Origin of the sequence: Mesorhizobium sp. M9A.F.Ca.ET.002.03.1.2 (assembly GCF_003952365.1) — a bacterium.
In the GTDB taxonomy this organism is placed as follows: Bacteria; Pseudomonadota; Alphaproteobacteria; order Rhizobiales; family Rhizobiaceae; genus Mesorhizobium.
In genome coordinates, this window is the sequence record NZ_CP034443.1 from 2,465,123 (window position 1) to 2,490,199 (window position 25,077).

Genomic DNA, 25,077 nt, shown 5'->3' on the forward strand with positions numbered 1-25,077 from the left:
CGGATTGTGTGAGGCCGGCGCGACACAATTTTGTCCTGCTTGCGACAGTGCAAGTCCAAATCCGTTCAGAAGCACAAAGCACTCCTTGTCGCGCAGAGGGCGCGCAAGACCACTGGCCTGACGATTGGCTCATCAGGCTCTTAGAATTTCCTTCACCTCGATACTATGCCGGCGTATCGCCTAGCCGACTTGTCGCGGCGTGAGGCGGAGAATTCGAGCCGCATTAGCCTGAACCCAGCCGGCCTTCTCCATTGTGTCGATCAGCCGGTCACGCTCCGTCCGTCGCGGTCCCAGCGCCGGTCCGGCCGTATCGTTAGAATCGCAACCGGCTATCTCGTGTTCAGGGGCGCCGATGCGCCTAACCGGCTTCGTGCTGGGCCGTGAGAGCTCGTCGATGCCATTGCCACGTTCCGAAAGATTGGTTCCTTCCAGAGGAGAACGCGCAAGTGTGGCTGTTCTTTACACGCTAGTTCTCCAGCTCGCGGACGTTGCCGCGGAAATAGCATTGCGAGATCAGCTCAACTGCCGACGGCGTAAAGCCATGGTTCTCCATATTTCAAAAGTAAGCGCTGTGTCCTTCCAGGAGTGCCCGCGATCTGTGGGCCTGCCGATTCTGAGGTGGATCGGAGATCGGCTTGTGTCTGAACTTGAACTTTACGATTGACCCTGAGCGGCAGCCTCGCGTTTCAAGGTGATCAACGGCGCTGTTAGTCGGCAGGCATTGGTCGATGGACGACAAGGGACGGAGTCATCGCCGAGACCCTGGGGCCGAACGTGGTGATCTCGGAGGTTGCCCGGCGCTACGGGCTGCGGCCGCGGCGGAACGCTCGCAAGCTTGCGACGTCGGCAGGACAGGCCACTCCCGCCTTTGTTCCGGTGGTGGTTTCGGTGGCGCCACCGGAACGACCCGTTGGGCCTACATCCGTGCACCAGAACTCAAGGCCGCGGCCTGAGAATCGGCCGCCGCTCACCCTTTACTTGGTTCCTCAGCCGACAGCGCTAAGAAGGAGAGCAACTTCCGTCGGTGCGAGGATCATTGCGTCGTGGCCAGTGGCGAGTTCCTGCCACGCCCAGCCATCCTGCTTCGCGACCCATTCTCGCGCTCCCGCCATCGGCGGGTGGAGTGGATTAGTGCAGACGACATAGGTTCGGGGCCTGCCGTTGCCGAGCGGGTGCTCGAGCTTAAGTCCGCTTTCGTAGGTGCCTGCCGGATGCGGTGTTATCCGGCGCCGCACCCAGTCCGTGAGCGAGTGTCCCTCGGGAATGCCGAATGCTGTTGGCGGCGGAGTCGGCATGAAGATACCCCGTCCTTCCTCCGCAACCAATTTTCGACGGGCGGCGACGATGTCGGGGGGCATGGTGCTGAATACACTTTGACCGCTCTCGACGATGGCGCCGTCGAGATAAACGAGATGGCTGATATGGTCGGGTATCCGGTCGGCGGCGCCGGTGATGCTGATGCCGCCTAGACTGTGACCGACAAGGATCACATCGCTCAGCTCTTCCGTCACAATGTGGTTGACGATGTCGGTCACGAATGTGTCGGGCGTGATGTCCTTGCACAGCAAATGTGCGCGTTCGCCGACACCTGTCTGGGTCGGCGTGGTCACGTGGTATCCCATCTTGCGAAGATTGGCGGCCACGTCCCGCCAACACCATCCGCCATGCCAGGCACCATGCACTAGCACATACGTCTTTGTCATGGGTTGTGCCGTTCCACTTGCTCACCGGCCGTTGTGGCTGCCATCCGGCACGATGGCCGGACGTTGTCCCAAAGGGGCTCGACCACGTGACCGGTGGTAAGTCCGGCGCACAGGGCACCGCCGTGGCCTGAGGACACCGCTAACGAGTCGAGGAAATTTGAATTGCGAAAGGCCAATATTCACTAGCTCTTTGCAAGTGGATGGAGAGGCTCATGGTGTGCCGCAGTTGCTCGCTGCCGGCATGCTCTTGGCACGGTCCCGGCTGATCATCCGAACTTGAACAGGACACCAAAGCCGCCGCGCGGATAGTTCCACTCGATGTCGCCGCCTTTCTCGCACAATATCCGGCAGGTGCCGCATTCCATGCAGCCGTCGGCGGTGATCTCGACTTGACCCTTGTCATTCAACTCATAGCATTTCGCTGGACAGACGTAGGTCAACGCAAGCAAGTTCGCGCTTGGCTTGTCGTGCGGTCGCACTATAATATGGGGGCGGCCGGAATCGACCAGATAGCGGTTCTGGTAAAGCTTGTCCTCGACACGAACCTTCGTCACTGCGATCGTCATCTTGTACCCTCTTCAGCGCCATGCCAATGCCAGGCGGACCGCGTCGCTGACCAACCCCCAGCGCGAGCGCGCGTTGATGAAGGCGGCCGTGGTGTTCTTTTCCTTCTCGATCTTCGGCGTGCCGTCGACACGCATGAAGTTCTGAGCGGCATGCGACATCAACCGCGGATAGCTGTCAAAAAAGTTGCTGGAATTGGTGTGGAGTAAGGCTGGCATGTCCTTGTATTTCTTAAGATCCTTGATCACAAAGGAGTCATCCAGCATCGTCTTGTAGAGCGCAAGGTTCGCTTTGGTCATAGGACCGTTGCGGCTTTTGACTTTGATGATCGCCTCAGCCGCGACACGACCCGAGGTCATGGCAAGGTTCGAACCCTCACGGTGAATGGCATTGTTCAGTTGCGCTGCGTCGCCGACGATGACCCAACCGTCGCCGAAGAGCTGCGGAATGGCCCTGTAACCACCTTCGGGGATAAGATGGGCGGCATATTCTTTCACCTCCGAGCCAGCGATCAGCGGCCGGATCGAAGGATGGTTTTTCATCGCATCTAGGAGGGCGGACGGGCTCTCCATCGTCGCGGCGAAATCCGAGACCAGGCAGCCGATGCCGAGTGAAATCGACTCCTTGTTGGTGTAAAGGAAGCCGAGCCCGGCCATGCTGCGAGAGATCGTGCCCACGGCCTCGATTACGCAGCCTTCATCGCCCTTGACACCGAACCGCTGGCCAATGACCTCTTCGGGCAAGAAATGCATTTCCTTGACGGCAAGCGCCACGGTCTCCGGCTTCGGCATCTCGCGCAGGCCTGCGCGAGTGCCAAGCAATCCCGACACCCCTTCTGCGAGAACGACCACATTCGCGAAGACCACTCCGCCAGCCCGGTCTGTGCGGACGCCGATCACCTTGCCATTGCCATCACGGACGAGTTCCGTCGCGGTCGTCTCACACAGGACCGTCGCGCCAGCCTCGCGCACCTTGCGGGAAAACCATTTGTCGAACTGGGCGCGGATGATCGTGTAGCGGTTGGGTTTCGCCTCATTGAAGTCGTCCGACCGGTAATGAATTCCGGTGTGAGACGTGTCGTCCATCACCCAAAGTCGCTGTTCGACCAGGTGCCGCTCGAGGGGCGCATCATCCCGGAAGTCCGGGATGATCTTCTCCAGCATGTTCGCGTACATTATGGCACCCTGGACGTTCTTAGAGCCCGGATATTCCCCGCGCTCCAACTGCAGTACCTTCAGCCCCTGGCTTGCCAAAGTGTAAGCAGCTGCGTTTCCGGACATGCCGGCTCCGACCACAATGGCATCGAATTGTTCAATCATGTCCTCTCCCTCAACTCGCAAGCTTGTCTCGACTGTGCGGCGACAGCCGCCGGGTGAAGGCTTCCGTCAGTGCGGGCAGGAAGCGGATTGCATCCGTGACGATCCCGAGGTGGGCGAACTCGAAAATCGGCGCGTTCGGATCGGTGTTGATCGCGACGATGAGATCGGCCCCCTCGACCCCAACTCGGTGCTGGATGGCGCCGGAAATTCCGGCCGCGATGTAAAGCTTCGGTCGAATGGTCTTGCCAGTTTGGCCAATCTGCCGATCAGCCGGCATCCAGCCCTTCTGGACCAAGGGGCGCGAACAGCCATGCTCGGCGCCGATCGCTCGGGCAAGTTTCTTCACAAGCTGAAGGTTCTCCGCCGCGCCGAGACCGAGGCCTCCCGCAACCACGACATCCGCATAGGCAAGATTTGCCATTGCCGACTGGTTATCCGGCAGGAAGCCGAGGACTTTGGTGACGATATCGTCCTCAACGAGCGACAGCTTGTGCCGCATGACACGCCCGACCGGCTTATCCACCCGCTGCGGCATAGGCATGACCCTTGGTCGCACCGTCGCCATTTGCGGCCGGTAGTTTAGTGTATAGATCGTACACAACAACGAGCCACCAAAAGTCGGACGGGTCGCGGCGAGTGAACCGTCGGAATCTACATCAAGTTCTGTGCAGTCGGCCGTGAGCCCCGTCTGCAGGGTCGTCGCTACCGAGCCCGCAAGATCCCTGCCCAGTGTGGTCGCGCCGAGAAGGAGGATTTCGGGTTTATGGGTATTGACCAGATCCGTGAGCGCCTTGGCGAACGGCTCGTTCCGGTAGTCGGCGAGCGGCGGCGCATCGACGATGTAGACAAGATCCGCCCCGTAAGCGAAGGCCTCGGCAACAGCGTCCTCGACCATCTCGCCCGGCGGTCCCAGCACGACGCCCGCGAGCTGGACTTCAAGCTTGTCGGCTAATTTGCGGCCTTCACCCAGCAGTTCGAATGATACAGGATGCACATTGCCGCGTTCGAGCTCGAGGAAGACCCACACGTGCCGGTAGTCTTTGAAACGGTCGGGAAGTTCTTTCTTTACACCGGAACGGCCGGGGGCGAGGCGAGGGGTAGCTTGGCTTGCGGTCGACATTTTCTGCTCCTGGCCGTCACGTGCCGCTGTTGAAGGCCAACTCATGTTCCAGCGCCGGCCGGCGGGTTAAGATATTGGCGATGAGTTCATCGGCGATGTCCTGCAAGCACTTTTCCGCGGTGTCGATCTGCGCCGCGCTTTCTGCCCGTGCGGTGGGGGCGAAAACACGCTTGACGACTGTCGGCGAGCCACGCAGACCGCACCGGGTGAGATCATCAATGCCGGCGTCGGCTGCAGTCCACTTCACGACTTGGCTGCGCGCCGCGCAAAGAGCCTGCTGGAGCGAGCCCCGGCGGATTTCGTTGGTGTCTTCCAGCATGGTAATGAGGCAAGGGAGTCTGCTCTTCAGCAACTGGGTGCCGCCTTCGGCGCGACGCGCGACTTCGATCTCGCGCGTTTTGAGATCGATGGAGGCAATCTTCGCGACATAGGTAAGTTGCGATAGATCCAGGCGCTTGGCTATGCCGGGTCCGACCTGGGCGGTATCGCCGTCAATCGTCTGCTTGCCGGTGAAGACGATGTCCGGCCTGCCGAAAGTCTCCCCAATTTTTGCGATTGCTTGCGAAAGAGCAAAGGAGGTCGCCAGCGTATCGGATCCGGCAAAATAGCGGTCCGTCAAGAGAACTGCTCGGTCAGCACCGTAACCGAGCGCCTTTCGCAGCGAGTCCTCCGCCATGGGCGGACCCATTGTGAGCACAGTAACCTCGCCACCATGAACGTCGCGCAGTTTGAGCGCTTCTTCGAGGGCGAACAGGTCGTAGGGATTGATGATGGTCGGCACACCCTGACGCATGATCGTGTTCGTCACCGGGTGGACGCGGATCTGTGCCGAATCCGGCACCTGCTTGATGCAGATTACGATGTGCATTGGCGATTTCTCTAAGCTCCCAGTCCGGATGCGTGCTTGGCGGTTCACCTCATGCCTGCATCGTTCATGCCAAGTCTTCTTCCTGCCTCTATTCCAGAAGGTGGCTTCGTTTGCTTCCGAGGAGGCGTCATGAGGACTGGATTTGTCGACTTCTCGACATTGTCGCGCCGCAGCCGTGTCGGGCTCATTACTTTCCGAACCGCTTCAGTGCAGAGTCGAGAGGGACGAAGGCGCGGCCAGGTGCGGCACATATGTTTGGATCGTGGTCCCTTAGCACCTTGAACACACGTTGCGTGAGCGGCGAGGAAGTCGCGAAATCTTCGTAGGCGCGTTCCAGCTTGGCGCGTACCCGCGCGGCGATTACCTGGTCAGGCAGACCGGAGAAATCTTCTTCGGCAAGGTATTGGCCCACGCGCTTCATGATATGGAGCCGCGAGACATTCATCACTTTCGGGTCGTAGGAGACGCCAAGGCAGGCGAAGAAGTCCTCCGCAGCCGACAGCCCCTTCAGTCGCGCCAGGATATCGGTGGGATCGATCGGGCGGCTGTCAGCGGAGCAGTTCATTGTATTCTCCCGGCACGAAATTGTGGTGTCGATGCGTTGGTGACATTGCTGACGGCGTGCCGACCTCTGGCACGGCGGCTGGGCAAGAGACTTGGCGATCTCAAGCTTTTCTGAAGTGGTGAAGGCGACCCCGGGTTTGACCGCTCTCCATTGCGCAGGGTCGTCACGTTGAGGAAGACCTCACGGCTCGTCGGCTATTGTGCCGCTCGGACCCGGGCCGGAATGAAGCTGTTCTGCACCTCGCCCGCACAGTCCAGCACTGGGAACGGCCCGTAGCTTCTCGGTGATCGCAGGCAGGACCTCAAGCACGCGGTCTACGTCATCTTCGCCGTTGTCACGCGACAAGGAGAAGCGGACTGCCCCACATGCCGCGTTCATAGCGATCAGAACATGGCTCGGTTCCAGTGAGCCAGAGGCACAGGCGGACCCGGCGGAACAGGCGATTCCCAGCCGGCTCAAGACAATTGGGATTGCATCGCCTTCGATACCTTCGAATCCAATGTTTGCAGTGTTTGGCAATCGCTCTTGCGGATCGCCGTTGATGGATGTGTTTGGGATGCGCTGGATGATCCCGTTCTCAAGGCGGTCGCGCAACCATTTTATTCGTTTTGTCTCGTCCATGAATTTCAAGGCGAGTTCGGCCGCCATGCCCAGTCCGACTATGCCGGGTGTGTTTTCAGTGCCTGCACGCCGGTCGCGCTCTTGGTGCCCACCCTTGATCATGGAGGAGAAGCGCACGCCACGTCTTACATAAAGCGCGCCTATCCCCTTTGGACCATGCAGCTTGTGGGCGGAGAGCGACAGCATGTCGATCGCGGTCGATTTCAGCTCAATCGGAAGCCTTCCGACCGCCTGCACTGCATCAGTGTGGAAAAGCGCGCCGACTTCCCTGGCTAGATCGGCAAGCTTAACCACGGGAAAGATCGTACCGGTCTCATTGTTCGCCCACATTATCGAGACGATTGCCACTTGTGGGGTGAGGGCGGTTCTGTAGGCGTCCAGGTCGAGCCGGCCGTGGTGATCGACTGGGATAATGTGCACCTTGACGCCGCGCGTCTTTTCAAGGTGCGCGCACAACTTCAGAACGGCCGGATGTTCAACCGCGGAAGTCACTATTTCCGTTCGGTCGGGCATCACCTCCAGCGCCGAAAGGATGGCTGTACTGTCGCTTTCAGTCCCGCCCGAGGTGAAGATGATCTCGTCCTCGAATCCCGCGCCGATGAGGGCTTGCAACTGTTGCCTCGCCTTTCTCACGGCTTCAGCAACCGATGCGCCATAGGCGTGCATGGACGAATGATTGCCAAATTGCTCCGTAAAGAAAGGCAACATCGCTCCAACGACTGCAGGATCAACCCGCGTCGTTGCGTTGTTGTCGAGATAGACAGGGCTCATTGGGAGTGATCCTTCAACTGCTGAAATGATTCAAGGGTAGGCGGGCCATTGAACCTCTGGCGCATATCGTATCTGGTAAGGTGGGCGGCCGGGCGAGCGATGGCTTGGCTGACCGGTCGCTGTCGACATTGCCCTTTGGTGGCGGCATCCGCCGGGAATTCAGCTGTTTCGGGCAATTTTGTTTGCTTGCCCACGGCAACGATCGATGATCGCGATTTCGCGCATCACCGAACGCAATTGTTCCGGGCCGACAGTGCGTGTCGGCCGGTTCCAGAGCGCCGGCGGTTACCGGTTCGACGCAGTATTCCTTGGCGTCGCTATAGTCGAACATAGCCTGTTCCCTCGCAATCATTTGCAGGACTTGCCGCAGCCGCACGTCTCACGCGCATTGGGGTTATCGAAAACAAAGCCGGATGTTTCGAGCCCAGTGACGAAGTCCACGGTCATGCCGGCGGCATGGGGTTGGGAGCCTCTATCCATGAACACCTTGAGCCCATCTCGCTCGATGATCGCATCGCCCTCACGTGAGACGCTCTCCAGGCCCATTGAGTATTGGAAGCCGGCGCAGCCGCCGGCATGGACCATGATGCGAAATCCTTCCGCCGGCTCGCTGGCGCGGTAAAGAGCGGCCTTGATGGCGGCAACAGCGTTGTCGGTGAGCGTAATCATGGCTCGATTTCTCCTCGGTCCGACGTTTTCGCGGATCATCTCGCATGGACCGTGCCAAAGGGAAGACGTGTCAAAAACCGTAGGACATCCCGACGTCTCTTATGCTCGATTGCTGGGGAGACGTCCGACAACCGACACTTACTGTCGGGTTTGTCGCGTCCGCGTCACAGGAAGGGCGCCTGAGTTCGCGATGCACTCACGCGTAAAGCAATGAACAGAGCCAAAGATGTTCAGAGCTTGCCGCGGAGCAACTGGCACGATTTTTGTGAAGCCTTCGTTGCGGCGGCAAAATTGCCGGCCGATTCACCTTTGGGTTGCCCTCGCAATCGAAGAACGAAGGAAAGCAATATGATCCATCAGACCCGCCTTGAGTGGGAAAGCAGCACCGCCGGTGGTACCCGAATGCTCGATCGGCCGATTGGCGCCGACCACCCAACAATCGCTCTCTACCGGCGATTGGCCGCTGACCGCCCGGAGACAGGATTCGACTGGCATGTGCCTGACGATCGATCGCGTCCGCCGTGCACACCCCTGAGGCCCGTTTTTCGATCGATCGTCAAAAGAAGAACGGGGCGGGGGTAAAAACATGGATCAGCGCAAGAAGCGGTCGCCCAACGAAATCCGGCGTGCGTGGGAAGTCTGTCCGAACATTCCCGCGCGTGATTTCGCCGCCCAATTGGCCATTTCGGAAGCGGAACTGGTCGCGGCCCATTGCGGTTTCGGCGCGGCACGCATCGACCCGCGCGTCAATCACCTTCTGACGGGCCTCGAATTCGTGGGCGAAGTGACGGCGCTGACCCGCAATCAAGGTGCCGTGCACGAAAAGATTGGCGTCTTCAACAGAGTGATAACCGGCAACAATCACGCCATGGTCCTTGGTGACGAATTCGACCTTCGCGTCTTCCCGCAGGCTTGGAGGTATGGTTTCGCTGTTGAAAGGCGCCATCGCGGCGGAATCCAGCGCAGTTTGCAATTCTTCGACGCCACCGGCGCAGCAGTGCATAAGGTGCATCTCAGGCCGGTCTCCAACCTTCATGCCTATCGAAAGCTGGTGGCCGAGCTCGTATCCGCCAACCAGGAGCCGACCATGTCGCTTAAGGCGAGAGTAGCCGACCTGGGCGCGAGGACTGCGGACTGGGCCGGCACGGTGGACGACCTACGCGAGCACTGGAGCCGGCTGACTGACGTCAACCTTCTAAAGACGCTCAAGCTCAGCCGCTGCCAGGCTTTGCGCATGGTCGGCCAGGATTACGCTTGGCTGCTCGACAATGCCGCAGTTGGCGCCGTGCTCCAGCGTGCGGCCGAAGACGAATTGCCGATCATGTGCTTCGTCGGCAACCGAGGTTCTATCCAGACCCATTCCGGCTTAATCAAGTCGGTCAAGCAGATCGGGCCGTGCATCTATGTGCTGGACGAAACGTTCCGGCTGCATCTCAGGACCCACCAAATCCGTGAGGTTTGGGCCGTGCGCAAGCCGACCAATGACAGTCACGTCACCTCGCTCGAAGCATATGGGTCCGACGGCAAGATTATCATCCAGTTGTTCGGTGCGCGCAAGGAAGGCGAACGCGAGCGCGACGACTGGCGGGTTCTGGCGGAAAACCTGCCTCGTTTCCCCGACAGCTACATGAGAAAAGACCGATCGTCGTCGGTGGGACGCCGGCGCCCATCTGCCTCCGCAGCCAGTAGCCGGGCATTGAAGCCGAGATCGGGGACACGATGACGCAATAAGCGCGCTGTATTATCGCAACGCGATGAGCAGGAAGCAATTTGGCGCTGCCCCATCGACCGCATGGTTACGACGAAGCCGCGGCCTTTGGGCCGAGCTCAGAGGTGACAATAGCGTGAACGCCGCCGACCGTCGTCACTCCCCACCAGGCGGTCAGGTTTTGCGGTTCGGGCCGAGCAAAAATACTGTCAAGACAGCGAGGAACGTAGCAACCGCGCTGTAGACAAAGACACTGGCAATACCCGTGTGATCCACCAATAGGCCACCGAAAGCTGTGCCGGCTGCGATGGGCACTTGGAAGGCTATGACCATCAGTACACCAGCGCTCTCGGCCTGTTCCGGAGCGACGCGCAGCACCATCCAGGTCTGCAATCCGACCGGGACTGCGCCAAAAGCAAAGCCCCATACGGTAACTGCAATTGCCGAGATCAAGGCCGATGCTCCCATCGTCAGGAGCGAGACAGCGGCTACGGCAATGAGCAGGGGCGGCAGGGCCGCGACCGCCTTGAGACTGTGTTTGGTGAGGAATGCGCCGGCTAAATTGCCGAAGACGCCGGCCGTGCCAAAAGCAAGGAACACGAGCGGGATCGACTTCTTGTCGAGCGCAGGAACGCTCTCAAGAAAGGCGCGGATGTAGGCGAAGCTGGCAAAATGGCCGGAAGCGACCAATAGCACGACTAGCACCGCAACCTTCATCGCCGGATTCTTCGCGACATCCAGCGGACTGCGGAATCTGCGCACTTCGATCGGAGGCAGTGGCGGAATGGTTACGAGTTGCACGAGCAGCGCAACGGCACTCACGATTGCGGCGACCTTGAACGAGGCTCGCCATCCCCAAATGTCACCGACATAAGCGCCGATTGGAGCCGCGCAGACGGAGGCGACAGAAACGCCGGTGAGGATGATCGACATGGCGCGCGGCATGAGGTGACTTGGAACCAGCCGCATCGCCAACGCTGCCGAAATTGACCAAAAACCACCAAGCGATATGCCAAGGACGACGCGTGCCGCCAGCAAAACCGGCAGCGACCCCGCAACCTCCGCCAGAACGTTCGACAGGATCAGCAGCAGCGTCATCGCCCAGATGACGACCCTGCGGTCCAGACGCTTTGTCACGATGGCGATTATCGGTGCCGAGATCGCCGCGACGATTGCGGTCGCTGTTAGCGCCTGTCCAGCCGTGCCCGTGGTGATACGGAGATCATGCGCGAGCGGTGTCAGAACGCTGGCGGGCAGAAACTCTGCCGTCACAAGCCCGAAGGTGCCGAAGGAAAGCGAAATGATGGCACCCCATGCAGGGCCAGAACGTTGATAGGGACTTTCTGGGTCAAGCCGATCTCGGTCGAACAAAGCCGCGTCCACTAAATCTGTCGCCGATTCGGTCATGAATGAGTTCTCCGGCTAGGAGCTGTTGCAGCAGGGGTGGCTACATCGCCGGGGATCAAAGCCGCGAGACCTTCCGGCGGCGGCCAGTCGGCATCAGTCGAGGCCTCGGCGCCCGACGCATCCGAGGCCTCATCGGAGGGCCGACGGACCCAACCGTCGACAATGCGGGAGAGTTCTCGGCGCGGTCGCATCGATCGCATTCGTCGAAGTGCGGCCTGTTCACTGCGAACCAAGCAAGCCGAACGCGGTGTCCTCGATCGAGGCCTTGATTGGGGGATGATCGACGATCTCTATATTGCTTTGAAGCAGGAAGTTCCGTCGCCATATGTGGTTATCCTGGCAGCCAGAATTGAGCGGTTGTCGCAAGCACCAAGGCGGTCGCAATGAGTGCAACGAGGCGGAAGTCTGATCGATGGCTGCGGTTCGATGGCCGCGCGATCGACAAAATTGAGGTGATGAGTTATCCCTTTTGAAGCCGTTGCTCCCAATTTTGGGATAAGGTGATTGCAGGCGGTCCCAGCAACGTCGGGCGGCCTTTTTGGTGATCGAATTCATGGGACGACACTCTCGGTCCGTGACGCATCTGCGAATGACTGCGCAAGTTCCGTGCCATCAACGACAAATCTGGCTCTGCTGAGCGGGTGGTGGAGGCACGAGCGTGGGCTATCCCAAGAGCTTGCCGCAAGGTTGTTCGAAGTTGAGGTGCCGGATAGACCGCAAATATGTCGGGCGGCCTGGGGTTGGCCAACACGAAGATGCGCAAGTTCAAAAGGACGAGCTGAACCCTTGCCGATATCCGTCCGAGGCTGATCTGGAGAAGGTCAAGAACTGCGTCTTGAAGGCTTCCGCCGCACCGGCAAATGCGAAGCCAAGGTGCTGGGCAAGATGGACAGGGCCATCCAACCCGTCGACTGGACGCTCATGGCGTCGGTGTGGCTCTGTAGCTGGCGAGAAAAACGCCCTGCTGAAAGACAAAAGCTCGTGTGGCCGGCTCTGAAGGACGGCCAATGAGGCAGGCGAGGAGAGGCTATAGTCCATTCGTGTAGACTGATCTTGTCCCACGGAGGCGGCTAACCACCCCGCCAGACATCATCGAGGGGAGCGCCACTAGGCTCACCCCAAGTGTTGGTCATTTCCACCTGGGTGACCTCGGCCAAGTCACCAAGCCGCTTAGCGCAAGCTTTCGAACTGGATGCTCCCCGGGCACATGATCGGCTAGCGATCCCACCAGTTGAGTTGCTCCAAGTCGGTGTCTAGCTTTCTACATTCTGTGTCCGACGCTGGACAAGAATGTTGCAATCCCGACCAGCAAGTCAGCGCAGGCGCCACCTGCTGCCCAGCAAACAGCAAGGATTATCGAAAGACGAATTCGGCACGGAGCTTGCACCAACGATTGCATGCAAATGCCGACAGCATCTCATGAACGGTCTCTCGATTCTGGCGCGGTTAAATCGCGGCCGGTTCCAGATCATGTCCCGCCCGAAATGGTGAGGGACTTCAACCTGTTTACGTCGCCCGGCATGTTGCCGACCGCTAACGGGGATCCGCATGCAGCGGTTGCTTGCATTCATGCCGGGCCTCCGATCTTTTATTCAACCAGCAACACGCGCGACGGTCGGGGTACCTGGGTCATCACTCGCGCGAGCGACCAGCGCCGGGTGCTGCAGGACACCGAAACGTTTTCCAGCCATCGCAGCATCTTCGCCTCTGTGCTCGGCGAGAGCTGGCCGATGATCCCGCTTGAGCTCGATCCGCCATTCCACGGTGTTTTTCGCTCACTGCTCAATCCGCTGCTTTCGCCAAAGCGGGTAATGGCATTGGAGCCGGCTGTCCGGGAACGAGCGATCAAGCTGATCGACAGGATCGCCGCATCAGGCACGAGCTGCGACATCATGAAGGATTTTGCAGTTCCGTTCGCGGTCAATATCTTCCTTCGCTTTATTGGGCTTTCGGACGACGGACTAGAAACATTTGTCGGCTGGGCTAGAGATCTGCTCCACGGCGATAAGGAGCAACGACCACCCGCAGCCCGGACGATCGTGGCCTTCATCGACGAACTTGCCACCGAGCGCCGCAAGGAGCCGGTCGATGATTTCATGACCTTCATCGTGAAGGCAAAGGTCGAGGGCCGTCTGCTCAGTGACGAAGAAGTCCGTGGCATCGGCGTGCTTGTGTTTGTCGCGGGGCTCGACACGGTCTCAGCAGCCATATGCTTCGACTTGGCCCATCTCGCGCGCAACCCCAAAGATCAGGAATTGCTACGAAGCGAACCGGACCGGACTGCCGTCGCTGCGGAAGAATTGCTGCGCGCCTATTCGACCATTCAGATGATCCGAGTGGCAACGAAGGATGTCGACTTCAAAGGCGCGCCGATCCGCAAGGGAGACTATGTTTCCTGTGCCACGATGATTGCCAATCGTGACCCGGCGGAATTCGAATGCCCGAATGAGATCGATCTGGCGCGCGAGGACAACCGGCACGCTGCCTTTGGCTATGGTCCCCATCGTTGTCTTGGCTCACACCTTGCCCGGCGGGAGATTGTCATTGGCCTGGAGGAGTGGCTGGCGCGCATCCCAGCCTTTCGGATCAAGACAGGGACTGAACCTATCACCTTCGGCGGCCATGTGTTCGGGATCGAGAATCTGATCCTGGACTGGTCCTGAAGTTTCAGCCAACGACATTGGAGTTCGCTATGCGTGTCGTCGTACATAAAGCCAGATGCCAGGGTCATGCGCGCTGCTGGGCGCGGGCGCCGAGAGTCTTCAAGCTTGATGACGCCGGCTACATCTTGCCCGGTGATATTGATGTTGCCGATGGGGAGCAACTGCTTGCCTCAAAAGGGGTACGAGCCTGCCCCGAACAAGCTCTGGAAGTTGACGAGCCCCCCGCTAACTCAGTTGTAGAGAGAGACACACGCAAAGTGCAGACTGGCATCGGGAAGGATAAAACAATCATACAATTCGCGACAGACCCTGTCGACCACGCGAAAATTACCGAACTGCGTGACCGAGAGGCGATCCGCAACTGCCTGTATCGGTACTGCCGCGGGATAGACCGCGCCGATGAGGCGGCGCTGCGTAGCGCATACTGGCCCGAAGCGTATGACAGGCACGGTCCCTATTGCGGACCGGCAGAGGACTTCATCCAATTTGCTCTCGGTCTGCCGGGGCACCGTAATATCCATCAAATCACGAACAGCCTGATCGACTTCATCAGTTCAGCAGAGGCCGCGGTCGAGAGCTATTTCACCGCGCTGCAACGCGGACCGGATACAGACCAAGAAATACGTCAGACGCTGCTTTGCGGCCGTTACTGCGATCTGTTTCAGAAGAGGCAGGACGAGTGGCGAATTGCGGAACGGACAGTCGTCTACGATTGGGTTGAGGAGCAAATCCCGCCAGCGATTCTTGAGGCAGATAGGTTCGGCCGGCGACAGCCGATTGGAGCACCACATCCAGACGATCCCATCTACCAGTTGCTCAAGGGTCACATCCCCACCGACCAAGATGGCGTCGAGGGTCCCCAACTGGGAGCTGCATAAGTGGGTAGAAATGGAGGATGAGCGCCCTACGGGAACGACATCTGTGTGGGGCCGCAACTGGCGGTCACTGCAACGATTTGGCTCGGCCCTTCATTCCGCCCAAGGTTGATGGGCTGAGATCACAAGCGGTCATCGTGGAGAAGCTCTCGTGAAACTGGCAGCACGCACCGTAATCATCACAGGCGCTGCGGGCGGGATCGGCCGTGCCCTGGTCGATATCCTTGCCGCGGACGGAGACACTGTAGTTGCGGTGGACCTTCCGGGCAGTGGTGTGGTTGAACTGGCTCGGGATCTCGGGTCGCCGCACGTCGGTCTGGAGTGCGATGTGTCGCGAGAGAAGGACATGCTCTCACTTTTCGGCCAGGTCGAAGCACGGTTCGCGCAAATCGATGTCCTCATCAACAATGCGGCGGTTGGACCCACGATGGATAGGATCATCGACACCGCTGTCGATACCTTCCGACGCGGCGTGACAGTGAACCTTATTGGGCCATTCGTTATGGCCCGGGAAGCGGCGCGGCGCATGAAGCCGGGCGGTGCGATCGTCAATGTGGCTTCGATGGCGGGCGTGGTCGGCAATCCCAGGCGCAACGCCTACGCAGCCTCGAAAGCTGGCGTGATCTCGTTGACAAAGTCCCTTGCATGCGAGTGGGCTATGCGAGGAATCCGCGTCACGGCGGTGGCGCCGGGCTCCGTCCGCACCCCAATGGTCACAGAACTGGCACGCGCTGGCAAAATGGACCTCGCGGCGATACGCCGCCGCGTGCCGATGGGGCGCTTGGCTCGCCCCGACGAGATCGCCAGGGTCGTGCGTTTTCTGAGCAGCACGCAGGCGCGCTACATCACCGGCTCGGTGCTGGCAGTCGACGGAGGCTGGATGTCATTCAACCAGCCGGGGGATGCTCACCCGCCGGTGGATGGTGCGCTCCAAGCCGAGCTCTCCTGTCCGGCCGAATGCACAGATGCGCGAATCGTGCTCGTCACCGGTGGCGCAAAAAGCATTGGCGCGGCCGTCGCTCGCCGCTTTGCCGCGAACGGCGACACCGTCGTGATTGCTGATAAAGATGGCACTGCAGCGGCAGAGCTGGCTACATCGCTCCCCGGCAAGCATCTGGCGAAATCGCTGGACGTGGCCGTCGAGAGCGATGTGGTGTCGATGTTCGAAGAACTGAGGGGACGCTTCGGGTATATCGATGTTCTGGTCAATAGTGCTGATACCGCCGACAGGATTGTGCCTGCGATCGAGCAACTGTCGAAACAGCTCGAACACGTCCTGGATGTCAACCTTACCGGCGCCTTCACCTGCGCGCGCGAAGCGATCAAGGCTATGCGCCCGGGCGGCGTGATCCTCAATCTCGGGTCGATCGACAGCTTTCTGCCGTTCGCGCCGCGCCATGCCTACGGCGCCTCCAAGGCGGGGATGGATATGCTGACCCGTTGCATGGCGGCCGAACTCGGGCCGGTCGGAATTCGGACAGCCACCGTCGCTCCTGGCCACATCCGCACGCCCGCACTTGCTCAGTTGGCCAAAGCCGGCCGCATCGACCTGGCAGCAATCGGACGACGCATCCCCATGGGCAGGATGGGACGGCCAGAAGACGTCGCAGATGCATCGTTCTTCCTTGCTTCGTCTGACGCCTCATACATCAACGGCTCGATCCTCTACGTGGACGGCGGCTGGACCTCGTTCGGTGATGCGGGAAACGCCAGCGAACTCTATGACGAATGTTTTGCGGAGGCCGCAGGTTAATTGCCAGGCCTTCGCAGGCGACCGGCCGAGCATTATGAAGCCTCGGCTCCACGACGCACCCGAGGTGCTTGAGATCCAAGCATGTGCATGCCGAGCACATTCCCGGTCGGCTGACGTGTCTATAACGAGGAGAAATCATGGAATTTGCCACGTTCATTCTGGCCGCCCAGCGTGGCTATCACCAATCCTCAGAAAGCGTCATCCGCAACTCCATCGAACAGGCCGTCGCTTCGGAGCAGGCTGGGTTCAACACCGCGTGGTTTGCTGAGCACCACTTCAACAATTACAGCCTCATACCATCCCCGCTGATGATGGTGGCGCACTGCGCCGGCTTGACAAGCACGATTCGCCTGGGCACTGCCGTCTGCGTGCTGCCGCTTTACCAACCGCAGCGCCTGCTGTCCGAGATCGGCTTCGCCGACATCGTTGCGAACGGCCGTCTCGAGCTCGGCGTAGGCTTGGGATACCAGCAGTTCGAGTTCGAACGGTTCGGCGTGGACATCAATGAGGCGCCGGCCGTCTTTTCGGAATACCTGGACATCATTCTCAAGGGCCTCAACCAAAACGTCTTCGAACACGACGGCCAGTATGAGAAGATCCCCCCAACAGCGATTTCGGTCCGCACAGTCCAGCAGCCGACGCCGCCTATCTGGATCGCTGGCGGAGCCGCACGGATGGCTCGGGCCTACCGCGACGGGCACAATTTTTTTGTCACAGCCTTCCACGACGGCTTAGAGACTTTGACCACACTGCGTGAATCAGTCGAGAGGGCGGCGGCATCCGAGGAAAAGAACGTCACCGACGTCAAGATATCGCTGCTGCGCTGCTGCTATGCCAGCCACGACGAGTTGGAGATCAACAGCTATCTCGACAACGCCCGCTTCCAGCGCCGGCTTTCTGAAGCCCTGCATCAGCGCCGCCAACAGAGCCACGATGGCTACCTGCTGCAGGAGACACCGACCCAGCAGGATCTGTCCTTCGAGACCATGCGCAAAAATTTGCCGATTGGCAGCGTAAATCGCGTGATTGATCGCCTGCTGGAAGAGATCGATATCTTGAAACCGGACCAGATCGCAGTTCAGACTCAATTGGGCGACTTCGACCAAAAGACGATGCTGCGCCAGATCGAGCTCTGGGGCGACAAGATCATCCCTGCGGTCAACAAGGCGCTTTGTCATGCCGGAAGCTGAAGCCGGCCGTTACGATGATGGCTGCCTATCCAGCGCGCAATGGCGTGGGTCCGAGCTAGGGAGGAGCTTCGATCAGCATGTGCTGCCCTGCGTACATTCACGTTCGCTTGAGGAGGTCCAGGCGGGCGAGGTGTTGGCGACGGAGGGGACAGGCCTTTCGTCTGTCGAATTGCGTGATGTCTTGGCCGCAACTTTCCCGTCTACCTCCAGCAGCGTATTCGCTTTGGAGGAGTTGAGCGAGCCCGAGCCGGAACTGGAAGAGGAGCTGCTACGCCGGCTGCTGCTAGCGCATGCTGCGCCGGCCGACCCGGCGAGCGGCCGCTTGGCCAAGATCATCGCCCGGCGTGCGATGCGCACGGACCATCTTTGGCGGGATCTTGGCCTCTCAAATCGCGCTGAGCTCAGCCGCCTGCTTGCCAGACATTTTCCCGCGCTGGCGGCAGGCAACACAGAAAACATGAAATGGAAAAAGTACTTTTACCGCAAGCTGTGTGAGGCCGAAGGCTTTTCGTCATGCACTGCACCCAGTTGTCGGGAATGCCAGGACTTCGAAAGCTGCTTCGGCCCGGAGGAAGTTGAGAGTCGCCTCTCGCCGACCAGGAATGCCGGTTAGTCACTTCGCTTGATCGCAGCTGCGGACAAACGCTTATCGCGGCGCCGTCGTATGGAGGAAGGGATGTTCATCGCCTCGCGATATTTGGTGACGGTACGGCGAGCGACATCGATGCCGGTCTCCTTGAGTTGAGCAACGATGTCTTCGTCGGAATGTACCTTGTCGAGCGATTCTTCGGCTATGATTGCCTTGATCCGATGGCGGACAGCTTTGGCGGAGTGCGCGTCGCCGCCCTCGCAGGATGCGATTGGCGCAGCGAAAAAATACTTCAGCTCGAACACCCCGCGCGGAGTCAACATGTACCTGTTCGAAGTCACCCGGCTTACCGTCGACTCGTGCATGCCGATCTCGTCAGCGACATTTTTGAGACAGAGAGGCCGCAGATGGGCGGCGCCGTGTGTAAAAAAGGCATCCTGCTGGCGCACGATTTCGGTCGCAACCTTAAGGATCGTCTTAGCGCGCTGCTTGAGACTGCTGATCAGCCAGTTCCCTTTTTCCTGGCAATGGTCGAGAAACGCTTTGCCTTCCGGATTTTGCTTGGTCTGCTGCGAGATTTCGGCGACATAGGTGTGGTTGATCAACACTTTGGGCAGCGTGGCCGGATCAAGCTCCACCCGCCATCCACCTTCGGACTTGGGCATTACCCAGACGTCCGGTACGATGGTTTCCGGCGTCCCGGACTGGAACCGGTCTCCAGGCTTGGGATCGAGCGCGCGGATTTCGTTCCTCATGTCGAGGAGATCCTCCTCGTCGACTCCGCAACGCTGCTTCAATCCCTGAAAATCCCCCCGTGCAAGCATCTCGAGATTGGCGACCAAAGCTGCCATAGCCGGGTCGAACCGGTCTTGCTGGCGCAGCTGAATCTCCAGGCATTCGCTGAGAGTTCGCGCAAAAATGCCCGGCGGATCAAATTGCTGCAAGATTCCGATGACCCGTTCCACATCAGCTTGCCGAACGTTTAACCTCCTGGCCAGATCGAAAAGGTTTACCTGAAGATAGCCAGTGTCCTCCAGATGGGCGGCGAGCTGTCCGGCAATCAGCCGCTCCTGGGGGGTGAACGGGGTGAGGGCGACCTGGCGGGCGACATGGTCGTGCAATGTTTCGGTGTGGGCGGTAAACTCCTCGACGGCAGGTCGATCGTTGCCGCTACTGCGTTGCGACTTCCATTGCCCGCGCCCGCCAGACGGCCCGCCAATGGGCGATTCGCCGATTTCGCTTCTGCTTTGACTGCTCCGCTGATCCACCCCTGACAGCGGCGAATCGTCGTCAAACGGGTCAGGCTTCAAAACGGGGTTCTTCTCGAGTGCCTGCTGCACGAGCTGATGGAGTTCAGTATGCGTCAATCGCAGCAAGCGAATAGCTTCAATGGCTTGAGGCGATAAGACCATACGTTGCTTCTGGCGTTGAAGCAGGCTTGCTGAGAGATGCATGTTGAACCGGTAATCTGCCGAGGAGGCTCTAGTGTGTGCTGGGGTTGTGTGAGACTTGCCACTTCTGGGTCATGCCGCCGCCTTCAGTTTGTCGAGAACGTTTTGCGGGGATGAAACGCCATAGGGGTCCGTCTCGCAGTTGTCACAGAAGCCTTCCTCCTCGAACCACTGCTCCACCACGCCATCGTCGATCAGAGCGGCGTATCGCCAGGAGCGCATGCCAAAGCCCAGATTGTCCTTCGCGACCAGCATGCCCATCTTGCGCGTGAACTCGCCCGACCCGTCTGGGATCAGCTCGATCTTCTGCAGCCCCAAGGACTTTCCCCACGCATTCATGACGAAAGCATCGTTGACTGAGACGCAGTAGATCGCGTCAATTCGCAGTTCCAGAAATTGATCATAGAGTTTTTCGAAATCGGGCAGTTGGAAGGTCGAGCAGGTCGGGGTGAAGGCGCCAGGCAGCGAGAACAGGATAACGCGCTTGCCCCCGAAATAATCGTCGGAGGTCTTGTTCTCCCACCGATAAGGATTTGGCCCCCGATCGACTCATCGCGAACACGCGTGCGAAAGGTCACGAGAGGAACGTTCTTTCTATCGGTCATTGATTTGCTCCCAGGCCAAAGTGGTACGGTGCATTTTTCGGTTAAACTGAAGCGGCATCGACTTCGGTGGACAGTTCCGGCAGCCTTTCGCCCTGGCGTGGTTGCCTCGGACCAGTCTTGTGCAAGACCGCCCCCGAGCAGGGACGTTTAACGGCGACGAGCTTCCAGTTTTCCGCGGGGACGGGGAATGTTTGCTCGCGTGCTTTATCGAGCTTTGAGAGGTAGGCATGGTCTCCAACCGTGGTTTTGACTGCGTTCTAGCGACCGGGTCGCAAGCGCCATGCCAATTGACCCCATGCCTTGGGTTCACTTCGGTTTTTGCAGCAACTTTCGTGTTGTGCAGTAATGCCGGTCGATATTATTGCTCAAGCAGCACTGGAAATTGGGTGGGACTCCGTTCGGCAAACCCGGCCTTTGTCCGAAGCCGGACACGAATGTCGGAAATTAGCCAAACGCCAGGACCTGGGGCGGGTTTAAGAAACGTTGCCGTGGGCACCGTTCTTCAGCACAATTGCGCCACGCGAGCATGGCTCCCAGCGTCAATGCCGTGCAGCAGCGAGACGAAAGTCACTGCAGAATATCAACCTCTGCGAAGTCGTTGAGACCCAGCATGTGCGAGCCGTTCGAGCCGCAGATCAAGGCATGCTCGAGGAAGAGCTCGTGCTCTCGGCAGCAAGTGTTGCGACGTCTGACAAGGATCGTCGCGCTTCAAGGAAAAGAACCTGAATGGTGCACGGCTTGTGAAGGCCTGGCGCATGGAAATGGCTGGGCTGATCATCCTCCATGGCGGTTGGATGAAGAGCTGGCCCCTATCTCCCTCAGCTGCAACGGGGGGAGATAGGGCATGCCGGTCTATCGCGCTGGGTAACATTCCTCGGTGAGGCAATAAGGGGAGCAATTTCTCATTTCGGCCGACACGACCCAGCTCTCCTTTCATGCGCTGATTCCCCTAGGGAAATCGCGACTCCAGCCTTCCTATGCAGCGAATCGCGGTGCTGTCCGATGTCCGACAATGTCGGATGCGGATCGTAGCTGGGCTAGATCCGTCACTTTGCCTCGAATGGTTTCCCACTGGCCTAATATCTGCTTCGCCCCAAATGCGGCGACAGTTATCTCAGGAGGGAGCCAAACCTGTGCGGCATCTGTGAATGGATCGACTTCAATCGCGACCTCGGAGGTCCCGACGCGCGAAGAAGCTTGCCGATATGACGGCCACCATGGCGAACCGCGGTCCGGACGACGAGGGGACTTGGATCGGCGGGCCTGCGGCGCTGGGACACCACCGCCTGGCAATCATCGATATCCATGGCGGCCGTCAGCCCGATGATGCTCCAGGAGGATGGCCGACCTGACTTGGTGCTCGTCTACACGGGTGAGACTTACAACTACCGCGAGCTGCGTCAACAGCTGGCCGGCCTAGGCCATCGCATGAACACGAGCAGTGACACCGAGGTGGCGCTGCACCGCGCCCGCGGGTGGGGCTCTTCGGCGGGTACACTTTTTTCACGAAATCCGTGAATGTTTCTCGCGACATCATCCCGCAATCGGTGGTGCAGCGGGTGAAGAGCCCGTATCCGGCTATCCAGGATGCCGCCTACGACAAAATGCTACGTACGCGGTTCACTGCGGTGCTGGACGACCCTAGTGCGGCAGTGGCACCGCTGTTGTCCGTCGACAGGTCCCGCGCTTTGCTCGGTGCGACCAACAACCTTAAGGGGCTAGGGCGTATCCTGACCCTGCAAGATCTCCTCGCCGACTATAAGGTGCGCCTCACGATCTGAGACGATGGGACAGGATGGCCAAGGAGGTGCGCCGTCTTGCATGCCCCGCCAGCGAGGCGAACCCTCTTGGCTACGCGCGCCACCAGAGACGCTCCATATCGTCAGGCCCGCGTCTCATGCTCAGATGAGCCGGTATTTGGCTCTCTCATCAGCGAACCGAGAGAGCCCATGCCAAGACGGAAGCAAGCAAGACGAACGAGCGTCAGATACCCTGCGCCTGACCCATAAACAGGGCAGTCCGGTGGGCGAGGTGGCAGAGCAACTGAGGTTCGGCAAGACCTCGGTTTCCACCTATTTCTGCGGGCGCTGGAGGCGGGCTGTCGTGCTGGCCCTGCATGCGGCTTTGACGACGATGCGATGTTGAAACACCGTCTGTTGCGCCGAATCGGCCGTCGGCCACACGTTGGGTCGTCATCAGGTTCTCGACAGCTTCCCGGTGTCAAATCCAAACCGTGGTCGGCGATCCCCACCAAGGTGGGAAGGCAGCGCTGACACAGCCGAACGTCGATCAAGTCACGATCAACGATTGCCTCATGTCACATGCCCTGCGGGACTGAAAAACGGAGAAGAACATGTGCGATGCAAAACTGAAGACCGTGCTTTCGCTTTTTTCGCCGGTGGCCAGCAAATTAGATGCTCTCTCGTCCAACGGACCAGCGACGGATGCAAATTGCGTTAAGCTAAATACGAACGAGAACCCGTTTCCGTTGCCGAAGAGCGTAATGCAAAGTGCAATTGCTGCGATCGAACACCAGTATCTTTATCCGGAAGACGACAATCTCAGCTTAAGGGCAGCTGCCTCCGACACTTACGGATTTTCCAAAGATCAGGTGATTGCCGGCAACGGTTCGTCGGAACTGCTCGGACTCATCTACAGAGCTTTCCTCGCCCCAGGAGATAGAGTGGCGATGCTGTCGCCCGGATTTTCGTTCAACCGTAAACTTGCCATGTTGCAGGGTGCTGAGTTTCTCGAAATCGCATCGAGCGAAGCTCATCCCCTGCCGATAGAAAAACTGCTGTCCGGCCCCGCAAAAGACGCGAAGTTCATTCTGTTGGCTAATCCGAACAATCCGACCGGAACATTCGTGCCGGTGGCCGAAATCGAACGCCTTGTGGAGCAAGCAGATCGCTTGATCGTCTTGGATGAGGCCTACGTTGACTTCGCACCCGACCATGCCCTGCGCCTCGTCAATAGGCATCCGAATCTTTTGATCTTGAGGACTTTTTCAAAGAGCTATGCTGCCGCTGGCGTGCGAGTCGGCTTCGGTTTCGGTCACCCAGAAATCATTGGCAGGCTGCGCAACATCCAGAATGTCTTCAACATGAACGTGATCGGGCAGGCGGTCGGGAAAAGCATTCTTGCGCATCGCCACGCCTACGAAGAGAACCACAGGCACATCAAGCATGAACGACAGCGAGTGACCCTGGCGCTGTTGCAACTTGGCTTTTCAGTAACACCCTCCCACGCAAACTTTTTGCTGGCCCGTGTGCCGGCGGGACAGGAGGGCTCATGCTGGCAAGCCGCGTTGAAAGAGCAGAAGATCCTCATCGCCAGCTTTCCTGACATAGATTTGAAGAACTGCATTCGCGTCAGCATTGGCACCACAGAGCAGATGGACAAATTCCTTGCTGCCGCCAAAAACGTTTGTATGAACGTTAAGAGGAATCGCGGTATGCACAAGCATGAAGTCAATTCACATTGCTTTGGAAATGTATCAAGTAATAAGTGTCGATGTGTTGTGAGTTATGATGTTTCCAATAGTGGATAAATCATAGGTAATTTGGAGAATAATTAATTGAAGAAAATTTTCGCTTCGGGCCTGACCTTCGGCATCTTCGATCATCTGGACGAAAACGGCGATGACATCGCCCAACAATATGCAGATCGGCTGAGCCTAGCAGAAGCGTGCGATGGCTATGGCTTTTATGCGTATCATCTCGCAGAGCACCACTGTACGCCGCATGGCAGAGGTCCATCACCGAATTTGTTCTTAGCGAGCGTCGCCCAGCGAACCCGCAGTCTTCGTGTTGGTCCCATGGTAATGCTACTTGCGCTCTATCATCCGCTGCGTGCCTTCGAGGAGATCTGCATGCTTGATCAGTTGAGCGGCGGCAGGCTTGAACTCGGCATAGGGCGCGGCTCTGCTCCGACTGAATTGGGATACTTCGGGGTTGCTGTAGAAGCAGCACCAGAACAGTATGCGGAGGCCAGCGAGATTCTCATCAATGCGATGAAAGGCGGGACGCTTTCTTATCAGGGCCGCCACTTTGAGTTGAAAGACGTTCCGCTGACGTTGAGACCTCACCAATATCCCCATCCGCCGACATGGATCGCCACCAATCGACCCGAGCCGGCTAGCTGGGCCGCCGCGAATGGGGCAAACATCGCCTGCGTCGGACCTTCCACTTCTGTTCGCAGCGTTACCGACGCGTTCCGCGCCGCCCGAATTCACGATGCTGACATTGGCCACCAAGCGCCATTTCTTGGATTGCTCCGAATGGTGGTGATAGAGCGTTCTGAAACAGATGCGTATTTGCTCGCAGCACCTGCCTATGAACGATGGCTCAAGAGCTTCAAATTTCTATACGAACTAAATGCCATTCCCACTCCACCAAACTTGCCTCTGAACTTCGATGCAGCAATTGAAAGTGAATTGTGCGTCGTGGGAACGGCAGCTTCTGTCCGAAAAGCTCTCCTTGATCAGTTGGAAGAGGCAGGTGCTAATTATCTTCTGTGTCAACTGGCATTTGGGGATTTGCCGCTGGATGCGTCCCTATACACCGCATCGACCATTCGATCCGAAATCATGGCTCGAGTTGGCGCATCGTGAAATCCGTTGCGTGATTGGAGGAGC

Annotated in this window: 19 protein-coding genes and 4 pseudogenes; 10 read left to right on the plus strand and 13 right to left on the minus strand. The window is 58.8% G+C overall.

Going from position 1 to position 25,077, the window contains the following annotated elements; all coding sequences use genetic code 11:
- Positions 1-180: 180 nt before the first annotated feature.
- The 10 genes and pseudogenes from EJ066_RS12075 to EJ066_RS12120 all read right to left on the minus strand — a co-directional run.
- Positions 181-538, minus strand: a pseudogene (locus EJ066_RS12075) (helix-turn-helix domain-containing protein); the annotation flags it as partial.
- A 448-nt stretch (positions 539-986) separates the two neighbouring features.
- A complete protein-coding gene (locus EJ066_RS12080) occupies positions 987-1,643 on the minus strand; it encodes an alpha/beta hydrolase (RefSeq protein ID WP_245455123.1) in 657 nt (218 codons plus the stop codon).
- Positions 1,644-1,969: 326 nt separating this feature from the next.
- Positions 1,970-2,269 (minus strand): ferredoxin family protein, encoded by a 300-nt coding sequence (locus EJ066_RS12085; RefSeq protein ID WP_024505235.1) that lies wholly within the window; start codon positions 2,267-2,269, stop codon positions 1,970-1,972.
- A 12-nt stretch (positions 2,270-2,281) separates the two neighbouring features.
- Complete coding sequence (locus EJ066_RS12090; RefSeq protein ID WP_024505236.1) at positions 2,282-3,586, minus strand: FAD-binding protein; 1,305 nt, start codon at positions 3,584-3,586, stop codon at positions 2,282-2,284.
- A gap of 10 nt (positions 3,587-3,596) precedes the next feature.
- Positions 3,597-4,706 (minus strand): electron transfer flavoprotein subunit alpha/FixB family protein, encoded by a 1,110-nt coding sequence (locus EJ066_RS12095; RefSeq protein WP_029356578.1) that lies wholly within the window; start codon positions 4,704-4,706, stop codon positions 3,597-3,599.
- Between the two features lie 16 nt (positions 4,707-4,722).
- Positions 4,723-5,574 (minus strand): electron transfer flavoprotein subunit beta/FixA family protein, encoded by an 852-nt coding sequence (locus EJ066_RS12100; protein WP_029356576.1) that lies wholly within the window; start codon positions 5,572-5,574, stop codon positions 4,723-4,725.
- A gap of 187 nt (positions 5,575-5,761) precedes the next feature.
- On the minus strand, positions 5,762-6,139 hold the full coding sequence (gene nifW / locus EJ066_RS12105) for a nitrogenase stabilizing/protective protein NifW (RefSeq protein ID WP_029356574.1): 378 nt from the start codon (positions 6,137-6,139) through the stop codon (positions 5,762-5,764).
- A gap of 180 nt (positions 6,140-6,319) precedes the next feature.
- Positions 6,320-7,531, minus strand: a complete 1,212-nt coding sequence (gene nifS / locus EJ066_RS12110) for a cysteine desulfurase NifS (RefSeq protein WP_029356572.1) — start codon at positions 7,529-7,531, stop codon at positions 6,320-6,322.
- A gap of 13 nt (positions 7,532-7,544) precedes the next feature.
- Positions 7,545-7,862: a hypothetical protein gene (locus EJ066_RS12115; protein ID WP_126038026.1), complete on the minus strand. Its 318-nt coding sequence runs from the start codon at positions 7,860-7,862 to the stop codon at positions 7,545-7,547.
- A 17-nt stretch (positions 7,863-7,879) separates the two neighbouring features.
- Complete coding sequence (locus EJ066_RS12120) at positions 7,880-8,200, minus strand: iron-sulfur cluster assembly accessory protein (protein WP_029356570.1); 321 nt, start codon at positions 8,198-8,200, stop codon at positions 7,880-7,882.
- Between the two features lie 586 nt (positions 8,201-8,786).
- On the opposite strand from EJ066_RS12120, the pseudogene EJ066_RS12125 reads away from it, so the two are divergent.
- Positions 8,787-9,818, plus strand: a pseudogene (locus EJ066_RS12125) (hemin-degrading factor); the annotation flags it as partial.
- A gap of 264 nt (positions 9,819-10,082) precedes the next feature.
- Here the strand turns inward: EJ066_RS12125 and EJ066_RS12130 are convergent.
- Complete coding sequence (locus EJ066_RS12130) at positions 10,083-11,315, minus strand: MFS transporter (protein WP_029356567.1); 1,233 nt, start codon at positions 11,313-11,315, stop codon at positions 10,083-10,085.
- 1,484 nt (positions 11,316-12,799) lie between these two features.
- On the opposite strand from EJ066_RS12130, the gene EJ066_RS12135 reads away from it, so the two are divergent.
- From EJ066_RS12135 to EJ066_RS12155, 6 genes and pseudogenes are all read left to right on the plus strand, one after another.
- Complete coding sequence (locus EJ066_RS12135; RefSeq protein ID WP_029356565.1) at positions 12,800-13,978, plus strand: cytochrome P450; 1,179 nt, start codon at positions 12,800-12,802, stop codon at positions 13,976-13,978.
- A 29-nt stretch (positions 13,979-14,007) separates the two neighbouring features.
- Positions 14,008-14,130: pseudogene (locus EJ066_RS31845) on the plus strand (ferredoxin); the annotation flags it as partial.
- A gap of 138 nt (positions 14,131-14,268) precedes the next feature.
- Positions 14,269-14,856: a nuclear transport factor 2 family protein gene (locus tag EJ066_RS12140; RefSeq protein WP_050580531.1), complete on the plus strand. Its 588-nt coding sequence runs from the start codon at positions 14,269-14,271 to the stop codon at positions 14,854-14,856.
- A gap of 148 nt (positions 14,857-15,004) precedes the next feature.
- Positions 15,005-16,606, plus strand: coding sequence for an SDR family oxidoreductase (locus tag EJ066_RS12145; protein ID WP_029356561.1), 1,602 nt, complete (start codon positions 15,005-15,007; stop codon positions 16,604-16,606).
- A gap of 137 nt (positions 16,607-16,743) precedes the next feature.
- Positions 16,744-17,796 carry an LLM class flavin-dependent oxidoreductase gene (locus tag EJ066_RS12150; RefSeq protein ID WP_029356559.1) on the plus strand — a complete coding sequence of 351 codons (1,053 nt, stop codon included), beginning with the start codon at positions 16,744-16,746 and terminating at the stop codon, positions 17,794-17,796.
- Positions 17,783-18,409 (plus strand): nitrogen fixation protein NifQ, encoded by a 627-nt coding sequence (locus EJ066_RS12155; protein ID WP_029356557.1) that lies wholly within the window; start codon positions 17,783-17,785, stop codon positions 18,407-18,409. The genes EJ066_RS12150 and EJ066_RS12155 overlap by 14 nt, the downstream gene beginning before the upstream one ends.
- Here EJ066_RS12155 and rpoN read toward each other — a convergent pair.
- Together rpoN and EJ066_RS12165 are read right to left on the minus strand one after the other, a co-directional pair.
- Complete coding sequence (rpoN, locus tag EJ066_RS12160; protein WP_029356556.1) at positions 18,406-19,839, minus strand: RNA polymerase factor sigma-54; 1,434 nt, start codon at positions 19,837-19,839, stop codon at positions 18,406-18,408. The genes EJ066_RS12155 and rpoN overlap by 4 nt on opposite strands.
- 69 nt (positions 19,840-19,908) lie before the next feature.
- Positions 19,909-20,441: pseudogene (locus EJ066_RS12165) on the minus strand (peroxiredoxin).
- A 1,514-nt stretch (positions 20,442-21,955) separates the two neighbouring features.
- Between EJ066_RS12165 and EJ066_RS12180 the strand changes: the two are divergent.
- From EJ066_RS12180 to EJ066_RS12190, 3 genes are all read left to right on the plus strand, one after another.
- Positions 21,956-22,222: an asparagine synthase-related protein gene (locus EJ066_RS12180; RefSeq protein ID WP_029356549.1), complete on the plus strand. Its 267-nt coding sequence runs from the start codon at positions 21,956-21,958 to the stop codon at positions 22,220-22,222.
- A 572-nt stretch (positions 22,223-22,794) separates the two neighbouring features.
- Positions 22,795-23,991: a histidinol-phosphate transaminase gene (gene hisC, locus EJ066_RS12185; RefSeq protein ID WP_126038032.1), complete on the plus strand. Its 1,197-nt coding sequence runs from the start codon at positions 22,795-22,797 to the stop codon at positions 23,989-23,991.
- A gap of 27 nt (positions 23,992-24,018) precedes the next feature.
- Positions 24,019-25,053 (plus strand): LLM class flavin-dependent oxidoreductase, encoded by a 1,035-nt coding sequence (locus EJ066_RS12190; RefSeq protein ID WP_029356540.1) that lies wholly within the window; start codon positions 24,019-24,021, stop codon positions 25,051-25,053.
- The last annotated feature ends 24 nt before the right edge of the window (positions 25,054-25,077 follow it).

Coding starts and splice junctions, on each gene's coding strand:
- EJ066_RS12090 (WP_024505236.1), bottom strand. CDS start 3,586: ATGATTGAACAATTCGATGCCATTGTGGTCGGAGCCGGCATGTCCGGA.
- EJ066_RS12150 (WP_029356559.1), top strand. CDS start 16,744: ATGGAATTTGCCACGTTCATTCTGGCCGCCCAGCGTGGCTATCACCAA.
- EJ066_RS12130 (WP_029356567.1), bottom strand. CDS start 11,315: ATGACCGAATCGGCGACAGATTTAGTGGACGCGGCTTTGTTCGACCGA.
- EJ066_RS12155 (WP_029356557.1), top strand. CDS start 17,783: ATGCCGGAAGCTGAAGCCGGCCGTTACGATGATGGCTGCCTATCCAGC.
- nifW (WP_029356574.1), bottom strand. CDS start 6,139: ATGAACTGCTCCGCTGACAGCCGCCCGATCGATCCCACCGATATCCTG.
- EJ066_RS12085 (WP_024505235.1), bottom strand. CDS start 2,269: ATGACGATCGCAGTGACGAAGGTTCGTGTCGAGGACAAGCTTTACCAG.
- EJ066_RS12120 (WP_029356570.1), bottom strand. CDS start 8,200: ATGATTACGCTCACCGACAACGCTGTTGCCGCCATCAAGGCCGCTCTT.
- EJ066_RS12115 (WP_126038026.1), bottom strand. CDS start 7,862: ATGTTCGACTATAGCGACGCCAAGGAATACTGCGTCGAACCGGTAACC.
- EJ066_RS12100 (WP_029356576.1), bottom strand. CDS start 5,574: ATGCACATCGTAATCTGCATCAAGCAGGTGCCGGATTCGGCACAGATC.
- EJ066_RS12135 (WP_029356565.1), top strand. CDS start 12,800: ATGGTGAGGGACTTCAACCTGTTTACGTCGCCCGGCATGTTGCCGACC.
- hisC (WP_126038032.1), top strand. CDS start 22,795: ATGTGCGATGCAAAACTGAAGACCGTGCTTTCGCTTTTTTCGCCGGTG.
- nifS (WP_029356572.1), bottom strand. CDS start 7,531: ATGAGCCCTGTCTATCTCGACAACAACGCAACGACGCGGGTTGATCCT.
- EJ066_RS12095 (WP_029356578.1), bottom strand. CDS start 4,706: ATGTCGACCGCAAGCCAAGCTACCCCTCGCCTCGCCCCCGGCCGTTCC.
- rpoN (WP_029356556.1), bottom strand. CDS start 19,839: ATGCATCTCTCAGCAAGCCTGCTTCAACGCCAGAAGCAACGTATGGTC.